The following is an 18475-nucleotide window of genomic DNA, read 5'->3' on the forward strand; positions in this document are numbered from 1 at the left end:
GCATGCGCAAATCCAACCGGGGTTTCACCTTGATCGAAATCATGATCGTCATCGCGATCATCGGTATCGTGATCACCATCGGCTATCCGAGCCTGACCGAATACATGAAAAAGGGGCGGCGGGCCGAAGTCGCCGGGCTGCTGTCGGAGCAGGCACAAATCCTTGAGCGTCACTATTCGAAGACCAACGTCTATACCAACGCGACTGGCCTGAGCAGTGGCAACGATTTCTACACTATTAACCTGACGCCGACGGAGCAGAGCTTTACCCTGACCGCACTACGCAGAAGTGGCTCGTCCATGGCGACAGACAAGTGCGGTGATTTTACGATCGACAACACGGGCAAGCGGGCCAATATCAACTCCTCTGCCGGCGTGACCACCAAGGATTGCTGGGGTCGTTGAGTTTTTTATCCGGGTGCACACGAGCGCCCTCTGTCTTGTGAGTCGAAACAGAACATGACCAGGCAACAGCAAGTGGTGATAGTCGGCGGCGGAGTCATCGGCCTGCTGACGGCATTCAATCTCGCCTCCGAAGGCCAGCGGGTGGTGCTGCTGGACCGCTCCGGGCTTGGCCAGGAATCATCCTGGGCCGGCGGCGGTATTGTTTCGCCGCTGTACCCATGGCGCTATAGCCCGGCGGTCACCGCGCTGGCCCACTGGTCGCAGGATTTTTATCCACAGCTGGGCGAGTCCTTGTTTGCCGCGACCGGGATCGATCCGCAAGTGCATATCACCGGCCTGTATTGGCTGGACCTCGACGATCAGGCCGAAGCACTGGCCTGGGCCGAGCGGGAAGGGCGCCCGCTGCGGGCTGTGGATATCTCCGCGGTCCATGATGCGGTTCCGGTATTGGGCTCGGGCTTTTCCCGGGCGATCCATATGGCCGATGTGGCGAACGTGCGTAATCCGCGGCTGGTGAAGTCGCTCAAGGCAGCGTTGCAGACGATGCCGAATGTCACGCTTCATGAGCATTGCGAAGTCAGCGGGTTCATTCGCGACGGTGAGCGTGTCAGTGGCGTGAAGAGCTCAGCGGGGGAGATACGCGGTGATCAAGTGGTTCTCGCTGCGGGGGCCTGGAGCGGCGAGTTGCTTGGAACGCTGGGGCTGGAGTTGCCGGTCGAGCCGGTGAAGGGCCAGATGATCCTGTACAAGTGCGCGTCCGATTTCTTGCCGAGCATGGTCCTGGCCAAGGGCCGTTATGCGATTCCGCGTCGTGACGGGCACATCTTGATCGGCAGTACGCTGGAGCATGAAGGCTTCGACAAGACGCCGACCGATGCGGCGCTTGAAAGCCTCAAGGCTTCGGCTCTGGAGTTGATCCCGGCGTTGGCCGACGCCGAGTTGGTGGGGCATTGGGCCGGGTTGCGCCCAGGATCGCCGGAGGGCATTCCCTACATTGGCGAAGTGCCGGGGTTTGCGGGACTGTGGCTGAACTGCGGGCATTACCGCAATGGCCTGGTGCTGGCGCCGGCTTCGTGCCGGTTGTTCGTCGATGTGATGCTGGGGCGTGAGCCGGTGATTGATCCTGCGCCGTATGCCCCGGCAGGGCGGCTATAGGTTTGGCTTTTCCTGTGGGAGCGAGCCTGCTCGCGAAAGCGCTATAACAGTCGATGAAGATGTTGAAAGCGCTGGCCTCTTCGCGAGCAGGCTCGCTCCCACAATGGCTCGCTGGTATTCATGAGCGCTGGCTTCAATCCAACCCCAACTTCTTCAACCGATACCGCATCGATCGAAACGACAACTTCAATCTCTGCGCCGCTGCGGTGCGGTTCCAGCGGGTTTCCTCCAGGGCCTGGAGGATTACCTTGCGTTCGACGTCTTCCAGGTAGTCCTCCAGATTGTCGACCTGCATCAGATCAGGATTGCCCGCCTCGCCAGCCCCGCTGTGTTCGGCGAGACGCAAGTCATCGGCCTCGATCTGCTGGTGTTCGCACAGGGTGTAGGCCCGTTCGAGCATGTTCTCCAGTTCTCGCACGTTGCCCGGGAAGCGGTAGTTCTGCAGCGCTTTGAGGGCTTGCGGATGGAGCGTCGCCACTGGGCTGCCGGCATAGGTGGCCAGGCGCTGGAGCATGTGGTTGGCCAGCAGCTCGATGTCTTCCCGGCGTTCACGCAAGGGTGGGACGCGCAATTCGATGACATTCAGCCGGTAATACAAGTCCTGGCGAAAGCGACCGGCGGCGACTTCTGCGCCGAGGTCCTTGTGGGTGGCGCAGAGGATTCGCACGTCCACCACTTCTTCCTGTTGCCCGCCCACCGCGCGCACGGCTTTTTCCTGGATGGCACGCAACAGCTTGACCTGCATCGCCAGTGGCAGGTCGGCGACTTCATCGAGGAACAGAGTTCCGCCGTGAGCCGCCTGGAACAGGCCGGGCTTGTCTTCGATGGCGCCGGTGAAGCTGCCTTTTCGATGGCCGAAAAACTCGCTTTCCATCAACTCCGTTGGAATGGCCCCACAATTGACCGGCACAAACCCCTGGCTGTAGCGAGGGCCTTGTTCATGAATCAGGCGCGCCACCAGTTCCTTGCCGCAGCCTGATTCGCCGCTGATGTAGACCGGCGCCTGGCTGCGGGCGAGTTTTTCAATCTGTCGGCGCACGCTGCGCATGGGTGGCGAGTCGCCCAACAGGCAGCGCTCGACGGTCGTACTCGGCGCAGCACCCGGCGACAGGCGCAAGGCGCTGCCGATCAGCTCCCGCAGCCGCCCCAGGTCGACCGGTTTGGTCAGGAAGTCGAAGGCGCCGGCCTTGAGCGCGTCGATAGCGACTTCCAGACTGCCATAGGCGGTAATCATCGCCACCGGCAGTTGAGGAACGCGTTGCTGGATGTGTTGCACCAGTTCCAGGCCGGTGCCATCGGGCAGGCGCATGTCGGTCAGGCACAGGTCGAAGGTTTCACCTGCCAGCAGGGCTTGGGCCTCGGCGAGGTTCTTGGCGCTGCGGGTGTCGAGTTTCATCCTTCCCAGGGTGATTTCCAGGAGTTCGCGGATGTCCGGTTCGTCATCGACGATCAGGATTCGTTGCCGTGAGCGTGTATTCAAATCTGTTTCCGTCCGTGAGCAAAGGTGATGCGAAAGCAACCGCCGCCTTGGCGTGATTTGAAGTCTAGGCGGGCCTGGTTGCTTTCGCACAGCTCACGGGACAGATAGAGCCCGAGGCCGGTGCCCTGGCTGCTGGTGGTGAAGAAAGGTTCGAACAAATGCGCCTGCTGCTCCGGCGTTACGCCAGGGCCGTTGTCGATGATGTCCAGCGTGGCCAGTTGACTGTGCGGGTCGACGAACAGCTTCAACCAGGCCTCGGCCTGTTCATGGGCCATTGCGCTATGACGCCAGGCGTTGCGCAGCAGATTGTCGAGCACCTGGGCCAGTTGGTCGGGGTCCATGAGTGTGATGTAGTCGCCCGGGTCGATGCTCAGGTGCAATCGCTGGGGTTCGGCCGCGGTTTCCCGGGTCTGGCGGACGAATTGCTCCAGCCATGTGCGTAAATCCAGGCGTTGCGGCGCGGTTTGCTGACGGCGGGACAGCTGCAGGACGTTTTCGATGACGCGATTCATTCGTAGGGAGTGGTCTTGAATAATCTGCGTCAGACGTCTGTCGGCGTTGTTCAGTTCCTCGGATTCACCGAGCAATTGCGCGGCGTGGCTGATGGCGCCCAGAGGGTTGCGGATTTCATGTGAAATACCCGCGGTGAGGCGCCCGAGGGAGGCGAGTTTCAGCTGCTGGGCATGTTGTGCCACTTGGGCCAGGTCTTCGAGAAATACCAGGGTTTGCTGCTGATCCAGAGGGCCGAGGGCGATGAAGCTGGGTTGCAGCGTCAGGCCGGTGCCGCTGATGGTCAGGCTTTGCGCGCGCAGGCTGGGGTTGTTCTGCCACGATTGCAACCGTTCGACCAGGGCGCTGGAATAATCGTTTATCTGCTGGCCGATCAGGTCGTGCATGCCCAGCAGGTTCAAGGCGCTTTCGTTGGCCAGTCGCACCCGGTGCTGGTGATCAAGCACCAGGATGCCGGTGCGCATGCGTTGCAGGATCAAGGCGTTGAGGGCTTCGAGGCTGAGCACTTCGCTGGCCCGTTGCTCGGCCAGGGTTTCGCTGGCTTCCAGGCGTCGGGTCAGGCCTTGCACCAGCAAAGCGGCGGCAAAACACAAGGCGCCCAGGGTGCCTGCCTGTAGATAGCTGCTGGGGCGGCTTGCGTCGCTGAGGCCGAGGACAAATGTCGAGCCGACGATGCCAAGGGTGGCGACGGCAGCGATCAGCAGGCCGATGCGCCCTTTCAGCAAGGTGTTGCCGATGGCTACCGAGACAATGATCAGGTTGCCGATGGCGCTGGGGGCGCCACCCGCGACGAAGAACAGCCACGACAGCAGCAATACGTCGGTGAGCGCCAGCCCGAACAGCCGGGCTGGGCGACGCGTATTTTCAAGGAACACCACCAGCAGGATGTTCAGCACCAGATACAACCAGCTGCCGCTGCGCAGCAGGTCGTCGTTGGCGAACTCCAGCAGCCGGTTGTCCATGTTGCTGGTGATCAGCAGCACCAGCGTGATGCCGATGCTCAGGCGGTACAGGTGATAGAGGCGCAGCAGACGCTGCGCCTGTTTGACGCGGGGACGCGAGGCCTCAGCGATCACGAGTACCCGGGCCTTGCTCGAGGTGAGCCTGGCTGCAATACCATTGTTGGTCGAGGGCCAGCGCCCGGTCGCGCGGCAGGTGCACCCCGCACTGGGCGCAACGCACCATGGGCCGCGCGTCATGGTCGCGCGGGGCGTTCGATGTGGCGGAGGTTGCCTTGAACTTGCGCCACAACCATATCGCGGCGGCAATCAGGGCGATCCAGAACAGTAAACGAAGCATGATGGGCGGCTTTTTGGCTAGAGATCAGGCAGTTTAGCCAAGGACAGGAACGGCGCACAGCGCAATAAAATGCAGGCATGAAAAAGGGAGACCCAGGGTCTCCCTTTTTATGGTGCCTTGGCTTTCAGTCGAACATGCCGAAGGTCATGTAGCTGAACCAGGAGCGATCGCTGGATTCGCTTTCCGGCTCTTCTTCTTCGATCACGTCGCCATTTTCGTCCTTGGGCTTGAGCTCGTTCGGAATGGCTTCCTTGGCATCCTGGAACTGGCGCTGGACGTCCTGGTTGGCGCGGGTTTCGCCCGGCGGCAGCGGCGGACGGGATTCGATCAGGCCGAGGGTCGCCTTGCTCAGCCACGAACGGTTGTCGGCTTCATCGACCCGCGGGGTGAACTGGCCATCGACCAGCGATGGGTGATCGGGGTAGTTCAGCTTCAGCGTTTCCAGGCTGGTGGCCGCGAGGTCATCCAGGTGCAGGCGCTGGTAGGCTTCGGTCATGACAGCCAGGCCGTCGCCAACCGATGGGGTTTCCTGGAAGTTTTCCACCACGTAGCGGCCACGGTTGGCGGCGGCGACGTAGGCCTGGCGGGTCAGGTAGTAGTCAGCCACGTGGATTTCGTAGGACGCCAGCAGGTTGCGCAGGTAGATCATGCGCTGCTTGGCATCAGGCGAATAGCGGCTGTTGGGAAAGCGGCTGGTCAGCTGGGCGAACTCGTTGTAGGAGTCGCGCGCGGCGCCCGGGTCACGCTTGGTCATGTCCAGCGGCAGGAAGCGCGCCAGCAGGCCGACGTCCTGGTCGAAGGAGGTCAGGCCCTTGAGGTAGTAAGCGTAATCGACGTTCGGGTGCTGCGGGTGCAGACGAATGAAACGCTCGGCGGCGGACTTGGCAGCTTCCGGCTCGGCGTTCTTGTAGTTGGCGTAGATCAGCTCCAGCTGCGCCTGGTCGGCGTAGCGACCGAACGGATACCGCGACTCCAACGCCTTGAGCTTGGCGGTGGCGCTGGTATAGCTGTTGTTATCCAGGTCGTTCTGCGCCTGTTGGTACAGTTCGACTTCGCTCAGGTTTTCGTCTACGACTTCCTTCGACGAGCAAGCAGCAGTCAATGCGAGGATGGCGATCAGCAGCAGGTGTTTCACTTGCATGGCGGCTTGCGTCCCTATGACGGCCGCTGTCTTGGGCGGGGCCGTCCTGTTATGATGAGCGCCCCGTTGAAAGCCTCGGGGCAAAAGACGCCGTATTTAACCACAAGCGCGCAGCCGAAACCAAAGGCTGTGCCGACGCCCAGTCCGAGCATGTCCGATAAAATAGAACTTCGCGCAGAGGTGCCGTCCGAATTGGGCGGCCAACGCCTCGATCAAGTCGCCGCCCAACTCTTCGCCGAGCACTCGCGCTCGCGCCTTTCCGCCTGGATCAAGGACGGTCGCCTGACAGTGGACGGGGCGGTGATCCGTCCGCGCGACATCGTCCATGGCGGCGCCATCCTCGAACTGACCGCCGAGCAGGAGGCCCAGGGAGAATGGGTCGCCCAGGACATTGCCCTGGACATCGTCTACGAAGACGACGACATCCTGGTGATCAACAAGCCCGCGGGCCTGGTGGTCCACCCGGCGGCCGGTCACGCCGATGGCACCCTGCTCAACGCCTTGCTGCACCATGTGCCGGACATCATCAATGTGCCCCGCGCCGGGATCGTGCACCGCCTGGACAAGGACACCACCGGCCTGATGGTGGTCGCCAAGACCATCCAGGCGCAGACACAGCTGGTCACACAGCTGCAAAGCCGCAGCGTCAGCCGCATCTATGAATGCATCGTGATCGGCGTGGTCACCGCCGGTGGCAAGATCAACGCACCGATCGGCCGTCACGGCCAGCAGCGCCAGCGCATGGCGGTGATGGAAGGTGGCAAGCAGGCGGTCAGTCATTACCGCGTGCTGGAGCGTTTTCGTTCGCACACGCATGTGCGGGTCAAGCTGGAAACCGGCCGGACCCACCAGATTCGCGTGCATATGTCCCATATCAACTTCCCGCTGGTGGGCGACCCGGCCTATGGCGGTCGCTTCCGCATTCCGCCGGCCGCGAGCCAGACCATGGTCGAATCGTTGAAAAACTTCCCGCGCCAGGCGCTGCACGCGCGTTTCCTGGAGCTGGACCACCCGACGACCGGTAAGCGCATGAGCTGGGAATCGCCGTTGCCGGATGACTTCGTCTGGCTGCTGACGCTGCTCAAGCAGGATCGCGAGGCGTTCATCGGATGAGTGACTGGCTGATACCCGACTGGCCCGCGCCGGTCCGGGTCAAGGCCTGTGTCACCACCCGCGAGGGCGGCGTCAGCCTGGTGCCGTTCGACAGCCTCAACCTCGGCGACCATGTGGGCGATGAGCCTACGGCCGTCGCCGAAAACCGTCGTCGCCTCACCGATCGTTTCGCCATGCGTCCGGCCTGGTTGCAGCAGGTCCACGGTATTGAGGTGGTCGAAGCTGACCCGGCCGAGGTGGCTGTCGCCGATGCCAGCTGGACCGCCACGCCGGGCATCGCCTGCGCGGCAATGACGGCCGATTGCCTGCCTGTATTGTTCTGTAACCGCGCCGGCACCCGCGTCGCGGCAGCCCATGCCGGTTGGCGCGGGTTGGCCAACGGAGTCCTGGAAGCCACCCTCGATCGTCTGCAAGTACCGGCCGAAGAAATCCTCGCCTGGCTCGGCCCGGCCATCGGCCCGCAAGCGTTCGAAGTGGGGCCGGAGGTGCGTGAGGTTTTTGTTGCGCAACTGCCCGAGTCGCAACAAGCCTTCATGCCCAGCCACAATGCCGGGAAGTTCCTGGCGGATATCTATGCGCTGGCGCGGCTGCGTCTCGCGGCTCGCGGCGTCACCGCCGTGTACGGTGGCGGCCTGTGCACCGTGACCGATCCGCGCTTCTTTTCCTACCGTCGCAGCGCCCGCACCGGTCGCTTCGCTTCCCTGATCTGGCTTGAACGCTAGACTCTGCTGATCTGTATCAACCGCGCACTGCTTGAATCTTCCAGAATCGGCCACATCTATAGCGGTATCTGGCAGGTTTCTTCATTCAGGATGTTTTTCCAGGTCCGGCCTGCTCATTAGGAAGGTGACCCATGCGTATTGATCGTTTAACCAGCAAACTGCAATTGGCCTTGTCCGATGCCCAATCCCTGGCCGTCGGCCTGGACCATCCCGGTATCGAACCGGCGCACTTGATGCAGGCCATGCTCGAACAGCAAGGCGGCTCCATCAAGCCACTACTGATGCAGGTGGGCTTTGACGTCAACAGCCTGCGCAAAGAGTTGGCCAAAGAACTCGACCAACTGCCCAAGATCCAGAATCCGACCGGTGACGTGAACATGTCCCAGGACCTGGCGCGGCTGCTCAACCAGGCCGATCGCCTGGCCCAACAGAAGGGCGACCAGTTCATTTCCAGCGAACTGGTGCTGCTCGCCGCGATGGACGAGAACAGCAAGCTGGGCAAGTTGCTGCTCGGCCAGGGCGTGAGCAAGAAAGCCCTGGAAAATGCCATCAACAACCTGCGTGGTGGCGATGCGGTCAACGACCCTAACCACGAGGAAGCGCGCCAGGCGCTGGACAAGTACACCGTCGACCTGACCAAGCGCGCAGAGGAAGGCAAACTTGACCCGGTGATCGGCCGTGACGATGAGATTCGCCGCACCATCCAGGTCCTGCAGCGTCGCACCAAGAACAACCCGGTGCTGATCGGTGAACCTGGCGTGGGCAAGACCGCCATCGCCGAGGGCCTGGCCCAGCGCATCATCAATGGCGAAGTGCCCGACGGCCTGCGGGGCAAGCGCTTGCTGTCCCTCGACATGGGGGCGCTGATCGCTGGCGCCAAGTACCGCGGCGAATTCGAGGAGCGGCTCAAGGCCTTGCTCAATGAACTGTCGAAGCAGGAAGGGCAGATCATCCTGTTCATCGACGAATTGCACACCATGGTCGGGGCCGGCAAGGGCGAGGGCTCGATGGACGCCGGCAACATGCTCAAGCCTGCGCTGGCCCGTGGCGAGTTGCATTGCGTTGGCGCGACCACGCTCAACGAATACCGCCAGTACATCGAGAAGGATGCGGCCCTGGAACGGCGCTTCCAGAAGGTGCTGGTGGAGGAGCCGAGCGAAGAAGACACCATCGCGATCTTGCGCGGCCTGAAGGAGCGCTACGAGGTTCACCACAAGGTGGCGATCACCGACGGCGCGATCATCGCGGCAGCGAAGCTCAGCCACCGCTATATCACTGACCGGCAATTGCCGGACAAGGCCATCGACCTGATTGACGAGGCCGCCAGCCGCATCCGCATGGAAATCGATTCCAAGCCTGAGGTACTGGATCGTCTGGAGCGGCGCTTGATTCAGCTCAAGGTCGAGTCCCAGGCCCTGAAAAAAGAGAGCGACGAGGCCGCGAAGAAACGCCTGGAAAGATTGCAGGAAGAAATTGTCCGGCACGAGCGCGAGTATTCCGATCTCGAAGAAATCTGGAATTCGGAGAAAGCCGAAGTCCAGGGCTCGGCGCAGATCCAGCAGAAGATCGAGCAGTCTCGCCAGGAACTGGAAGCGGCCCGCCGCAAGGGCGATCTCAACCGCATGGCCGAGCTGCAATACGGGGTGATTCCGGACCTTGAGCGCAGCCTGCAGATGGTCGACCAGCACGGCAAGAGCGAAAACCAGCTGCTACGTAGCAAGGTCACCGAAGAGGAAATCGCCGAGGTGGTTTCCAAGTGGACCGGCATTCCCGTGTCGAAAATGCTTGAAGGCGAGCGCGACAAGCTGCTGAAGATGGAAAGCCTGTTGCACCAGCGCGTGATCGGCCAGGAAGAAGCCGTGGTGGCGGTCTCCAACGCCGTGCGTCGGTCCCGTGCCGGGTTGTCGGACCCTAACCGTCCGAGCGGCTCGTTCATGTTCCTCGGCCCGACCGGCGTGGGCAAGACCGAGCTGTGCAAGGCGCTGGCCGAATTCCTCTTCGACACCGAAGAGGCCATGGTGCGCATCGACATGTCCGAGTTCATGGAGAAACATTCCGTGGCCCGCTTGATCGGTGCGCCGCCAGGCTATGTCGGCTACGAAGAGGGCGGTTACCTGACCGAGGCCGTGCGGCGTAAACCCTACTCGGTGATCCTGCTCGATGAGGTCGAGAAGGCCCACCCGGACGTGTTCAATATTCTCTTGCAGGTGCTTGAGGACGGTCGCCTGACTGACAGCCACGGCCGTACGGTGGATTTTCGCAACACGGTGATCGTGATGACCTCCAACCTGGGCTCGACGCAGATCCAGGAACTGGTCGGCGATCGCGAGGCGCAACGCGCTGCGGTGATGGACGCGATTTCCACGCACTTCCGTCCCGAGTTCATCAACCGTGTGGACGAAGTGGTGATCTTCGAGCCGCTGGCCCGTGATCAGATCGCCGGTATTACCGAGATCCAGCTGGGTCGCCTGCGCAGCCGTCTCACCGAGCGTGAGCTGAAGCTGCAACTGAGCGACGAGGCGTTGGACAAGCTGATCGCGGTGGGTTACGACCCGGTCTATGGCGCACGGCCGCTGAAACGGGCCATCCAGCGCTGGATCGAAAACCCGTTGGCGCAGTTGATTCTGTCCGGCCGCTTCATGCCCGGCGAAACCGTGACCGGCACCGTGGAAAACGACGAGATCGTCTTCAACTGAAAGCCGCAACAGCCGGTGATTGAAATGGCCTCGCCTGGCGAGGCCATTTTTTTCATCAGGCCGTTGAACTCAAAGGAAAAGGCTTGTAAAGTGCGCCCCGCAGTACGTCACCCCGAGGGCGACTTCTCACTGAGAAGGAATCCAAAATAAGTTGCAAATCATTGTCTTGAAAGCAATTTAAGGGGTTGACAGAGGTTTTGAAGATTGTAGAATAGCGCGCCTCAGACACACGAACGCAGCGATGCAAACGGGTCGAAGAGGTTGCAGCAAGCTTCAACGCTGTAGCGGTAAATAGCAGTAACTTGAAATATCAGTTCCGTGATAGCTCAGTCGGTAGAGCAAATGACTGTTAATCATTGGGTCCCAGGTTCGAGTCCTGGTCACGGAGCCATTTCAATCGGGGTATAGCGCAGTCCGGTAGCGCGCCTGCTTTGGGAGCAGGATGTCAGGAGTTCGAATCCCCTTACCCCGACCATATTTGGGTCGTTAGCTCAGTTGGTAGAGCAGTTGGCTTTTAACCAATTGGTCGTAGGTTCGAATCCCACACGACCCACCATTTTTGAAACCAGTTCGCTGGAATCGAATCTTAAGATCAGAGGCCAAAAGCGCTGATCGAGGAAGGCGACTTGCGAAGGTCGCCTTTTTTTTACCGGGGTATAGCGCAGTCCGGTAGCGCGCCTGCTTTGGGAGCAGGATGTCAGGAGTTCGAATCCCCTTACCCCGACCATATTAAAAATCCTCGTATCGAAAGATACGGGGATTTTTTTTTGCCCGCCGGAAAGCCTCTACCCTTCAAGTCATCATACAACTTGCCGATAACCCGCCGACAGGGGCATGAACGATCGCCCTCTCTTCAGGCCGATAACAAGAAAAGGCGCCCGTTATGTTTCTTCGTCAGTTGAATATCGCCCCCCGCGCCGCGCTGGGTTTCGCCTTGATCGCCGTGCTGGTGGCGCTGCTCGGCGTATTTGCGCTGGGGCAGATGTCGAGTATTCGCGACAGCGAGGTCGCGGTGGAAACCCAATGGCTGCCGAGTATCCGGGGCGGCGACGAGATCCGCGAATTGATGTTGCGCATTCGCACCATTTCCCTGCGCATGGCCCTGGATGAAGACCCGAAGAACATCCCGGTGTATCGCGGGCAGATGGATACCCGCGACAAGGAACTCAGCGAGAAAATCGCCAGTTACGACAAGCTTGTGGTGACACCGGAAGGCAAGGCGCTCTACGAGCAGTTCAAGCAGACCTTCACCGCCTACCGCGCGGGGATCGCCCAGTCATTCACCCTGGCGGAGCAGGGGCGGCGGGATGAATTGATCAAGTTGTTGCTGGTGGACATGAAAACCGTGGTGGATGGCTCGGGCAAGCAGCTCAACGACCTTGCGCAACTGTTCTCCAGGCAGGTGTCCATCGAGAGCCAGAAATCCCAGGAGCACTACGTCAACTCGCGGATGATCGTCAGTCTGTTCGTGGTGCTGGCGGCTCTGGCCACGGTGGTCCTGGCAATGTTGCTGACCCGCAGTATCGTCAAGCCGCTGGGTGAGGCGCTGACTGCCGCGGAGAGTGTGGCCCGCGGTGACCTGACCCGGCCGATCGAGACCCATGGCAATGATGAAGTGAGTCGCCTGCTCAAGGCGTTGGCCACCATGCAGCAGAACCTTCGGCAAACCCTGCAGGGCATCAGCGGCTCGGCGACGCAACTGGCGACCGCTGCCGATGAATTGAACGCCGTCACGCTCGACAGCACTCAAAGCCTGCAACAGCAGAACAACGAAATCGAGCAGGCCGCCACTGCGGTCACCGAAATGACCACCGCCGTGGAAGAGGTCGCGCGCAACGCGGTGTCCACCTCCGATGCGACACGCCAATCCAGCGAGTCGGCGATGTTGGGCCAGGAGCGGGTCAGCGATACCGTCAATGCGATCAGCGCCCTCGCCAGCGATGTGCAAATCACCGGCGGCCTGGTGCAATCCCTGGCCAGCCAGTCCCAGGACATCGGCAAGGTGCTGGATGTGATCCGGGCCATTGCCGAGCAGACCAACCTGTTGGCGCTCAACGCGGCCATCGAAGCGGCGCGGGCGGGAGAGAGCGGCCGTGGTTTTGCCGTGGTCGCCGACGAAGTCCGGGCATTGGCCTATCGCACGCAGCAATCGACCCAGGAAATCGAGCAGATGGTCCAAGGCATGCGCAGCGGTGCCACCCAGGCCCTGGATTCCATGCAGGCCAGCTCCAGCCGTGCGGCCAGTACCCTGGCAATGGCCGAGCGCGCGGGGGAGGCGCTGCAAACCATTACTGCGTCGGTGCATCAGATCCACGAGCGCAACTTGGTGATCGCCAGCGCCGCCGAAGAGCAGGCACAAGTGGCCCGCGAGGTGGATCGCAACCTGGTCAATATCCGTGATTTGTCCGTGCGCTCGGCCACTGGGGCCGACCAGACCAGCGCGTCCAGCCATGAACTGTCGCAGTTGGCGAACTCGCTGCGCACGATGGTGCAGCGGTTTCAGGTTTGATCGGTCGCCGCTTGGATCGGGTTTGGCTGCACTGCCATCTTCGCGAGCAGGCTCGCTCCCACAGGATGACCATGATCAACTGTGGGAGCGAGCCTGCTCGCGATAGCGGTGGATCATTCAACCTCGGTTCCGCGGGCTCAATGCAACTTCAACCGAGGCTCGGTCCCGCGCCCGATCTTGCTGCCCAGCATCAGCATCGCCGTGCGGAACATGCCGTAGAGCGCCATCTGGTGCATGCGGTACAGCGACACGTAGAACATCCGCGCCAACCAGCCCTCAAGCATCACGCTGCCGGTGAGGTTGCCCATCAGGTTGCCGACCGCCGAGAAGCGCGACAGTGAGATCAGCGAGCCGTAGTCAGTGTATTTGTAGTCAGGCAGGGCCTTGCCTTCGATCCGCAGCTTCAGCGATTTCGCCAACAGCGAGGCCTGCTGGTGCGCGGCCTGGGCGCGGGGCGGAACGTTGCGGTCGCTGTCCGGTTGCGGGCAGGCGGCGCAGTCGCCAAAGGCGAAGATATTCTCGTCGCGGGTGGTCTGGAGTGTAGGCAGCACCTGCAACTGATTGATCCGGTTGGTCTCCAGGCCGTCGATGTCCTTGAGGAACTCCGGCGCGCGAATCCCGGCGGCCCAGACTTTAAGGCTCGCGTCGATCACTTTGCCATCCGCGGTGATCAGGCTGTCGGCAGTCACCTGACTGACGGCCGCGTTGGTCATGACCTTGACCCCGAGTTTTTCCAGAGTCCTGTGCACTGGCCCGCCGATCCGCTCCGGCAGCGCCGGCAAGACCCGTGGACCGGCCTCGATCAGAGTGATGTGCATGTTTTCGGGTTTGATCCGGTCCAGTCCATAGGCGTGCAATTCGTGGGCGGCATTATGCAGCTCGGCTGCCAGTTCGACACCGGTGGCGCCCGCGCCGACAATCGCGACGCTGATGCGCTCGACCACGTCAGTCTGCCCGGCATGGGCGCGCAAATAGTGGTGCAGCAACTGCTGATGGAAGCGCTCGGCCTGTTTGCGAGTGTCGAGGAACAGGCAATGCTGCGCCGCGCCCTCGGTGCCAAAATCATTGGTGGTGCTACCGACCGCGATCACCAGCGTGTCATAGCCCAGCTCGCGGGCCGGCAACAATTCCAGGCCTGCTTCGTCGTAGGTGGCGGCCAACTGGATGCGCTTGCGCTCACGGTCCAGGCCGCTCATGCGCCCGAGCTGGAACTCGAAGTGGTTCCATTTCGCCTGGGCGACATAGTTGAGTTCGTCTTCGGAAGAATTCAGGGAACCGGCGGCCACTTCGTGCAGCAAGGGTTTCCAGATGTGGGTCAGGTTCGCGTCGACCAGCATCACACTGGCCGTGCCACGCTTGCCAAGAGTCTTACCCAGACGGGTAGCCAACTCCAGACCGCCGGCGCCGCCGCCAACGATGACAATACGATGAGTCATGGGGATATCTCGCAAGGCTAAAGGAATTCGGTGCCGTTACCCGCGCGAGCATCAATCGGCTCATAGCGTCAGGTAACTGATCAATCGGCTCAACAGGCCCAGGCCAATCGTGATGGCCAGTACCACCACCAGGAGCATCCACGGCCGGAAAGGCCGGCGCTCGACTCGGTGCTGGGACAGTTGCAGGTACTCTTCGACATGCTTCTGGTCTTCTGGGTTCAGGCGACTGGTCATAAAGGCCTCGTCAGGTAGACGTTGCGAAAGGTGCAGACGTTACAGCGTCCGGCTATCCGGCATTAAAAGCAGCGTAGCCGGTTGCCGGGACGGGCTCGACGATCAGGCTGTCGTCCAGGCGAATGATTCCACTTTTTAACACCCGGGCGGTGATTCCGCCATGGCCGCGTACGGCCTGGAACGTGCCTTCGCCAAGATTTCGCTCAAGTCGCGCGCAGGGTTGGCACCAGCCGGTGGTTTCGAAGATCGCCTGGCCGATGCGAAAACGCCGACCCTTGAGGCTGAACAGGTTGATGCCGCTGACCACAATGTTGCGGCGCAGCTCCTCGGGACGCACCGGTTGTTCTTCGGGACGGCCCATCAGCGAGCTGATCACGGCCAGGTGTTCCCATTGGATCAACGTCACTTGCCGCGCATTGCGCACGCCGGGGCGAGCGTGATCGCCGGTCAGGCCGGCTTCCAGTCGTGCCTCGACGGCGTCCAGCTCGATCATCGGTGCATGCCCTGCGGGGCGCACGCCGATCCAGCGTACCCGGCCCCGCTGCGGCACGGCGGCGATCAGTTCCTGTAATGGGCTCAAAGGCTGATCCCCACATCGAAGACGATGCTGCGGCCCAGGTTCCCCCGCAGGAAGTCGGGTGCATCGGGATGGGCGAACAGCACGCGGGCAAAGGTCGGGCCCACCAGCGACAACGAGCGCCACCCTTGGCGCAGGTACTCGGTGGGCGGCGGGAAATGGCTGTTGAGGTCGAGGACTTCACGCTTGAGGCTGGCGAAAGCGATGATATCCAGCTCCCCCAGGTCCATGCCGCGCTCGGTGTAGTTATGGGCTTTCTTGCGCAGGGTCGGGGCCAGCCTCATCAGGAACTCGTTGGCCGGAATCCGTCTTGGCTTGGCCTCGCGACGAACCAGTTGGCTCAGGGAAAAGGCGCTGCGGCGGCGTTGCAGTTCGTCGCGCCATTCATCATTGAGACGACGGCCTTCATCGAGGACAAAAAACACTTCGAAATTGGCGTCGCGAAACAACACGTCCGGCGGCTCCCCGGCGGGCGCGAACTCATCGGCACGATAGGGCACGTTGAGCCCTTGCAGCAGGCGCTGGCAGACCCAACGCTCACGCTCCCATTTGCGGGCATTGGAGAGGAAGGCGTTGGCTTGCTCGGCCGCGATGGTCAACAAGCGTAAATAATCGGAATCATCCATGAGCCCAAGCTTAGCGTTCAATTACGACAAGCCGAAAGCGTTGCGTTGATTAATCGCGGTCGGGCGGGGGTGTAGACTGCCGGCTTGAATCTCAGGGCGATCATGGAGTCTCTGATGCAGGGGCACGCCAAAGGAGTACGTCGATGATCGGTGCCGAGTTGCTCTCCTCGCAGACCCTGGCGGTTGGCTGGCTGATCTACGTGCCGGTGTTGGCCTGGGCGGTGGCGAAGGCACCGTGGGTCGAGCTGTTTACCGACATTCGCCGCCAGCACCTGCTGTTCGGCACGGTATTCGCGCTGTTCATGTTGTGGATGGTGCGACGCGACTTCGATACGGGGGTCTCGTACCACTTCATTGGCCTGACCGCCGTCACCTTGTTGCTGGACTGGCCGCTGGCGATCCTTGGCGGGCTCGTTGCCCAGCTTGCGCTGGTGCTGTTGGGACGCCAGGACATGATGGCCGTCGGGGTCAATGGCGCGCTGCTAGTGCTCCTCCCGATATTGGTCACGGAATGCTGCGCGATCCTGGTGGAGCGTGCCCAGCCGCGCAATCTGTTCGTGTATATCTTCTGTTCGGGATTCCTCGCCGCCGCATTGTCGGCTTTGGCGTGCCTGCTGCTGGGGCTTGGCCTGCTTTGGTATGACGGCATCTTCGCGATGCCTTATTGGCTGGAGGATTTCATCGGCTATCTCTGGCTGATGATCTTTCCCGAGGCCTTCATCAACGGCATGGTGGTCAGCGCGCTGGTGGTGTTCAGCCCCGAATGGCTGGAAACCTTCAACCGTACGCGCTACCTGTCGGCCCCCTGGAACGATGACGACAAGCCTTGATTCACTTCTAGGCTGCACCGCCTTCAGGCTCTCATGCCATGGAAAACCTAGTGATGGGAGCGAGGGTTGAAGTCTTCGCTGAACAATTCATCCTCGGCATCCGGTGCGACCGGGATCTTGTGTTCTTCCGACGCCCAGGCGCCCAGGTCGATCAGCTTGCAGCGATCGGAGCAGAACGGCCGGAATTTGCTTTCCGGGGTCCATTCGACAGGGGCGCCGCAGGTTGGGCAATCAACGGTTGGGGTTTGGCTCATGGTTGGCCTCCACGCAAAGTAAGGTAGAAGTGATGCAGGCGTTCGACCTCGCTGTGCAGCCAGGCGAGGTCGCGGTCGTTGACCACCACATCGTCGGCATGGCTCAGACGGTCCTGGCGACTGGATTGGGCTTTGAGGATCGCCTGGACTTGCTGTTCGCTGGTCTGGTCGCGCTGCAAGGTGCGTTCGATCTGCAATTGTTCCGGAGCGTCGATCACCAGGATCCGCTGGGTCATCGCGTACTGCCCGGATTCGATCAGCAGTGGCGATACCAGAATCGCGTACGGCGATTGCGCCTGGCCCAGGTGATGGACGATTTCTTCGGCGATCAGCGGATGCAGCAATGCCTCCAGCCAGCGGCGTTCCTCGGCATTTTCGAAGATGAGCCTGCGCAGCGCTGCCCGATCGAGCGTACCGTCTGCCTGCAATACACCAGGACCGAAATGTTCGCTGATCTTTGTCAGCGCCGGGCGCCCGGGCTCAACGACCCAGCGCGCCGCATGGTCGGCGTCGATGACGTGCACACCCAGGTCGATGAAGTGCTCGGCCGCCGCACTCTTGCCGCTGCCGATGCCACCGGTCAGGCCGAGGATCCAGGGTTTTTTCGCAGAGCTGTTCATTAGAAACCGACTGACTGCCAATAGAAGTCGGTTATTTGACCACCCCAGAGCAAGGCAATCCAGCCGGCAATGGCCAGATAAGGTCCGAACGGGATCTGGGTCGACGTCGGCGCGCCGCGCGTGCGCAGCACAATGACGCCGATAATGGCGCCCACCAGCGACGACAAAAGCAGCGTCAGCGGCAGAATCTGCCAGCCGCCCCAGGCACCGAGCATCGCCAGCAGCTTGAAGTCGCCGTAGCCCATGCCTTCTTTTCCGGTCAGCAGCTTGAATAGCCAGAACACCGACCACAGCGCCAGATAGCCGGCTACCGCCCCCCACAAAGCCTGGTTCAGCGAGACGAACAGCCCGAAGCTGTTGACGATCAAGCCCAGCCATAACAATGGCAGCACCAGGGAGTCGGGCAGCAACTGGTGCTCGGCGTCGATCAGGCTCATGGACAGCAGGCCCCAGCTCAGCAGCATCGCCATGGCGGCCTGCCAGCCGAAGCCGAAATGCCAGGCAATGAATGCCGACAGGACGCCACAGGCCAGTTCGGTTAGCGGGTAGCGCTTGCCGATGGGCACGGCGCAGCTGGAACAGCGGCCGCGCAACATCAGGTAGCTCAACAGCGGAATATTTTCCCAGGCGCGGATGCGATGGCCACAATGGGGACACTGGGAGTGGGGCAGCATCAGGTTGTAGACCGGACCGGGGGCGTCGGCCTGCAGGCCGAGCAAGTCCTGGGCTTGCAGGCGCCACTCGCGATCGAGCATCTTCGGCAGGCGCCACACCAGCACGTTGAGAAAGCTGCCAATGATCAACCCGAGCAGCAGCGCTGTCAGTACGAAGGCCAGCGGGTAAAGCACGAAAAATTCGCTCAGGGGCAT

Annotated in this window: 18 protein-coding genes and 4 tRNA genes; 11 read left to right on the plus strand and 11 right to left on the minus strand. The window is 61.5% G+C overall.

All coding sequences use genetic code 11. The features are described 5' to 3' along the window. Positions 1–2: 2 nt before the first annotated feature. Together J3P94_RS04845 and thiO are read left to right on the plus strand one after the other, a co-directional pair. Positions 3–404, plus strand: coding sequence for a type IV pilin protein (locus tag J3P94_RS04845; RefSeq protein WP_434571737.1), 402 nt, complete (start codon positions 3–5; stop codon positions 402–404). A gap of 54 nt (positions 405–458) precedes the next feature. Then, the gene (thiO, locus tag J3P94_RS04850) at positions 459–1559 is read left to right on the plus strand and encodes a glycine oxidase ThiO (protein ID WP_434571739.1); all 1101 of its coding nucleotides are present in this window, start codon (positions 459–461) and stop codon (positions 1557–1559) included. A gap of 133 nt (positions 1560–1692) precedes the next feature. On the opposite strand, the gene J3P94_RS04855 is transcribed toward thiO, so the two are convergent. The 4 genes from J3P94_RS04855 to J3P94_RS04870 form a co-directional block, all read right to left on the minus strand. Further along, a complete protein-coding gene (locus tag J3P94_RS04855) occupies positions 1693–3039 on the minus strand; it encodes a sigma-54-dependent transcriptional regulator (RefSeq protein ID WP_434571741.1) in 1347 nt (448 codons plus the stop codon). Then, entirely contained in the window at positions 3036–4625 is a 1590-nt protein-coding gene (locus tag J3P94_RS04860) for a two-component system sensor histidine kinase NtrB (RefSeq protein WP_434571743.1), read from the minus strand. Before J3P94_RS04860 ends, J3P94_RS04855 begins: the two co-directional genes overlap by 4 nt. Further along, positions 4615–4848, minus strand: a complete 234-nt coding sequence (locus tag J3P94_RS04865; protein WP_305498734.1) for a PP0621 family protein — start codon at positions 4846–4848, stop codon at positions 4615–4617. The genes J3P94_RS04860 and J3P94_RS04865 overlap by 11 nt, the downstream gene beginning before the upstream one ends. A 124-nt stretch (positions 4849–4972) precedes the next feature. Beyond that, on the minus strand, positions 4973–5989 hold the full coding sequence (locus J3P94_RS04870) for an outer membrane protein assembly factor BamD (protein ID WP_305498735.1): 1017 nt from the start codon (positions 5987–5989) through the stop codon (positions 4973–4975). Positions 5990–6139: 150 nt separating this feature from the next. Between J3P94_RS04870 and rluD the strand changes: the two genes are divergently transcribed. From rluD to J3P94_RS04910, 8 genes are all read left to right on the plus strand, one after another. Beyond that, positions 6140–7102, plus strand: coding sequence for a 23S rRNA pseudouridine(1911/1915/1917) synthase RluD (gene rluD / locus J3P94_RS04875; protein ID WP_434571746.1), 963 nt, complete (start codon positions 6140–6142; stop codon positions 7100–7102). Beyond that, a complete protein-coding gene (gene pgeF, locus J3P94_RS04880) occupies positions 7099–7824 on the plus strand; it encodes a peptidoglycan editing factor PgeF (RefSeq protein WP_434571748.1) in 726 nt (241 codons plus the stop codon). The genes rluD and pgeF overlap by 4 nt, the downstream gene beginning before the upstream one ends. A gap of 131 nt (positions 7825–7955) precedes the next feature. Continuing rightward, a complete protein-coding gene (gene clpB, locus J3P94_RS04885) occupies positions 7956–10520 on the plus strand; it encodes an ATP-dependent chaperone ClpB (protein ID WP_181290028.1) in 2565 nt (854 codons plus the stop codon). Positions 10521–10835: 315 nt separating this feature from the next. Then, positions 10836–10911: transfer RNA gene (locus tag J3P94_RS04890), tRNA-Asn, on the plus strand. Between the two features lie 7 nt (positions 10912–10918). After that, positions 10919–10995, plus strand: a tRNA-Pro gene (locus tag J3P94_RS04895). Positions 10996–11000: 5 nt separating this feature from the next. Further along, positions 11001–11076: transfer RNA gene (locus J3P94_RS04900), tRNA-Lys, on the plus strand. Positions 11077–11170: 94 nt separating this feature from the next. Further along, a tRNA-Pro gene (locus J3P94_RS04905) sits at positions 11171–11247 on the plus strand. Between the two features lie 156 nt (positions 11248–11403). After that, complete coding sequence (locus J3P94_RS04910; protein ID WP_434571750.1) at positions 11404–13029, plus strand: methyl-accepting chemotaxis protein; 1626 nt, start codon at positions 11404–11406, stop codon at positions 13027–13029. A gap of 137 nt (positions 13030–13166) precedes the next feature. Here the strand turns inward: J3P94_RS04910 and J3P94_RS04915 are convergent, their stop codons facing one another. From J3P94_RS04915 to J3P94_RS04930, 4 genes are read right to left on the minus strand one after another with little or no spacing between them, the layout of a single operon-like run. After that, positions 13167–14465 carry an NAD(P)/FAD-dependent oxidoreductase gene (locus J3P94_RS04915; protein WP_434571751.1) on the minus strand — a complete coding sequence of 433 codons (1299 nt, stop codon included), beginning with the start codon at positions 14463–14465 and terminating at the stop codon, positions 13167–13169. Between the two features lie 60 nt (positions 14466–14525). Then, on the minus strand, positions 14526–14699 hold the full coding sequence (locus tag J3P94_RS04920) for a DUF3094 family protein (protein ID WP_076386361.1): 174 nt from the start codon (positions 14697–14699) through the stop codon (positions 14526–14528). A gap of 52 nt (positions 14700–14751) precedes the next feature. Next, the gene (locus J3P94_RS04925) at positions 14752–15279 is read right to left on the minus strand and encodes an MOSC domain-containing protein (protein WP_434571754.1); all 528 of its coding nucleotides are present in this window, start codon (positions 15277–15279) and stop codon (positions 14752–14754) included. Next, positions 15276–15902, minus strand: a complete 627-nt coding sequence (locus tag J3P94_RS04930; protein ID WP_030140261.1) for a DUF1780 domain-containing protein — start codon at positions 15900–15902, stop codon at positions 15276–15278. Before J3P94_RS04930 ends, J3P94_RS04925 begins: the two co-directional genes overlap by 4 nt. Positions 15903–16045: 143 nt before the next feature. Here J3P94_RS04930 and J3P94_RS04935 point away from each other — a divergent pair, with 143 nt between their 5' ends. Further along, positions 16046–16732, plus strand: a complete 687-nt coding sequence (locus J3P94_RS04935) for an energy-coupling factor ABC transporter permease (protein WP_434571756.1) — start codon at positions 16046–16048, stop codon at positions 16730–16732. Between the two features lie 47 nt (positions 16733–16779). On the opposite strand, the gene yacG is transcribed toward J3P94_RS04935, so the two are convergent. Genes yacG through J3P94_RS04950 form a run of 3 tightly spaced genes read right to left on the minus strand, consistent with a single transcriptional unit; the run spans position 16780 to position 18475 of the window. Further along, positions 16780–16986: a DNA gyrase inhibitor YacG gene (yacG, locus tag J3P94_RS04940; RefSeq protein WP_434571758.1), complete on the minus strand. Its 207-nt coding sequence runs from the start codon at positions 16984–16986 to the stop codon at positions 16780–16782. Then, positions 16983–17606: a dephospho-CoA kinase gene (gene coaE, locus J3P94_RS04945; protein ID WP_434571759.1), complete on the minus strand. Its 624-nt coding sequence runs from the start codon at positions 17604–17606 to the stop codon at positions 16983–16985. The genes yacG and coaE overlap by 4 nt, the downstream gene beginning before the upstream one ends. After that, positions 17606–18475 carry a prepilin peptidase gene (locus J3P94_RS04950; protein WP_434571761.1) on the minus strand — a complete coding sequence of 290 codons (870 nt, stop codon included), beginning with the start codon at positions 18473–18475 and terminating at the stop codon, positions 17606–17608. Before J3P94_RS04950 ends, coaE begins: the two co-directional genes overlap by 1 nt.

The sequence above is a fragment of the Pseudomonas sp. Z3-8 genome, from assembly GCF_051131975.1.
GTDB lineage: Bacteria > Pseudomonadota > Gammaproteobacteria > Pseudomonadales > Pseudomonadaceae > Aquipseudomonas.

Coding starts and splice junctions, on each gene's coding strand:
- J3P94_RS04910 (WP_434571750.1), top strand. CDS start 11,404: ATGTTTCTTCGTCAGTTGAATATCGCCCCCCGCGCCGCGCTGGGTTTC.
- J3P94_RS04845 (WP_434571737.1), top strand. CDS start 3: ATGCGCAAATCCAACCGGGGTTTCACCTTGATCGAAATCATGATCGTC.
- thiO (WP_434571739.1), top strand. CDS start 459: ATGACCAGGCAACAGCAAGTGGTGATAGTCGGCGGCGGAGTCATCGGC.
- J3P94_RS04935 (WP_434571756.1), top strand. CDS start 16,046: ATGATCGGTGCCGAGTTGCTCTCCTCGCAGACCCTGGCGGTTGGCTGG.
- J3P94_RS04920 (WP_076386361.1), bottom strand. CDS start 14,699: ATGACCAGTCGCCTGAACCCAGAAGACCAGAAGCATGTCGAAGAGTAC.
- rluD (WP_434571746.1), top strand. CDS start 6,140: ATGTCCGATAAAATAGAACTTCGCGCAGAGGTGCCGTCCGAATTGGGC.
- J3P94_RS04915 (WP_434571751.1), bottom strand. CDS start 14,465: ATGACTCATCGTATTGTCATCGTTGGCGGCGGCGCCGGCGGTCTGGAG.
- pgeF (WP_434571748.1), top strand. CDS start 7,099: ATGAGTGACTGGCTGATACCCGACTGGCCCGCGCCGGTCCGGGTCAAG.
- J3P94_RS04930 (WP_030140261.1), bottom strand. CDS start 15,902: ATGGATGATTCCGATTATTTACGCTTGTTGACCATCGCGGCCGAGCAA.
- J3P94_RS04870 (WP_305498735.1), bottom strand. CDS start 5,989: ATGCAAGTGAAACACCTGCTGCTGATCGCCATCCTCGCATTGACTGCT.
- coaE (WP_434571759.1), bottom strand. CDS start 17,606: ATGAACAGCTCTGCGAAAAAACCCTGGATCCTCGGCCTGACCGGTGGC.
- J3P94_RS04950 (WP_434571761.1), bottom strand. CDS start 18,475: ATGCCCCTGAGCGAATTTTTCGTGCTTTACCCGCTGGCCTTCGTACTG.
- yacG (WP_434571758.1), bottom strand. CDS start 16,986: ATGAGCCAAACCCCAACCGTTGATTGCCCAACCTGCGGCGCCCCTGTC.
- J3P94_RS04865 (WP_305498734.1), bottom strand. CDS start 4,848: ATGCTTCGTTTACTGTTCTGGATCGCCCTGATTGCCGCCGCGATATGG.
- clpB (WP_181290028.1), top strand. CDS start 7,956: ATGCGTATTGATCGTTTAACCAGCAAACTGCAATTGGCCTTGTCCGAT.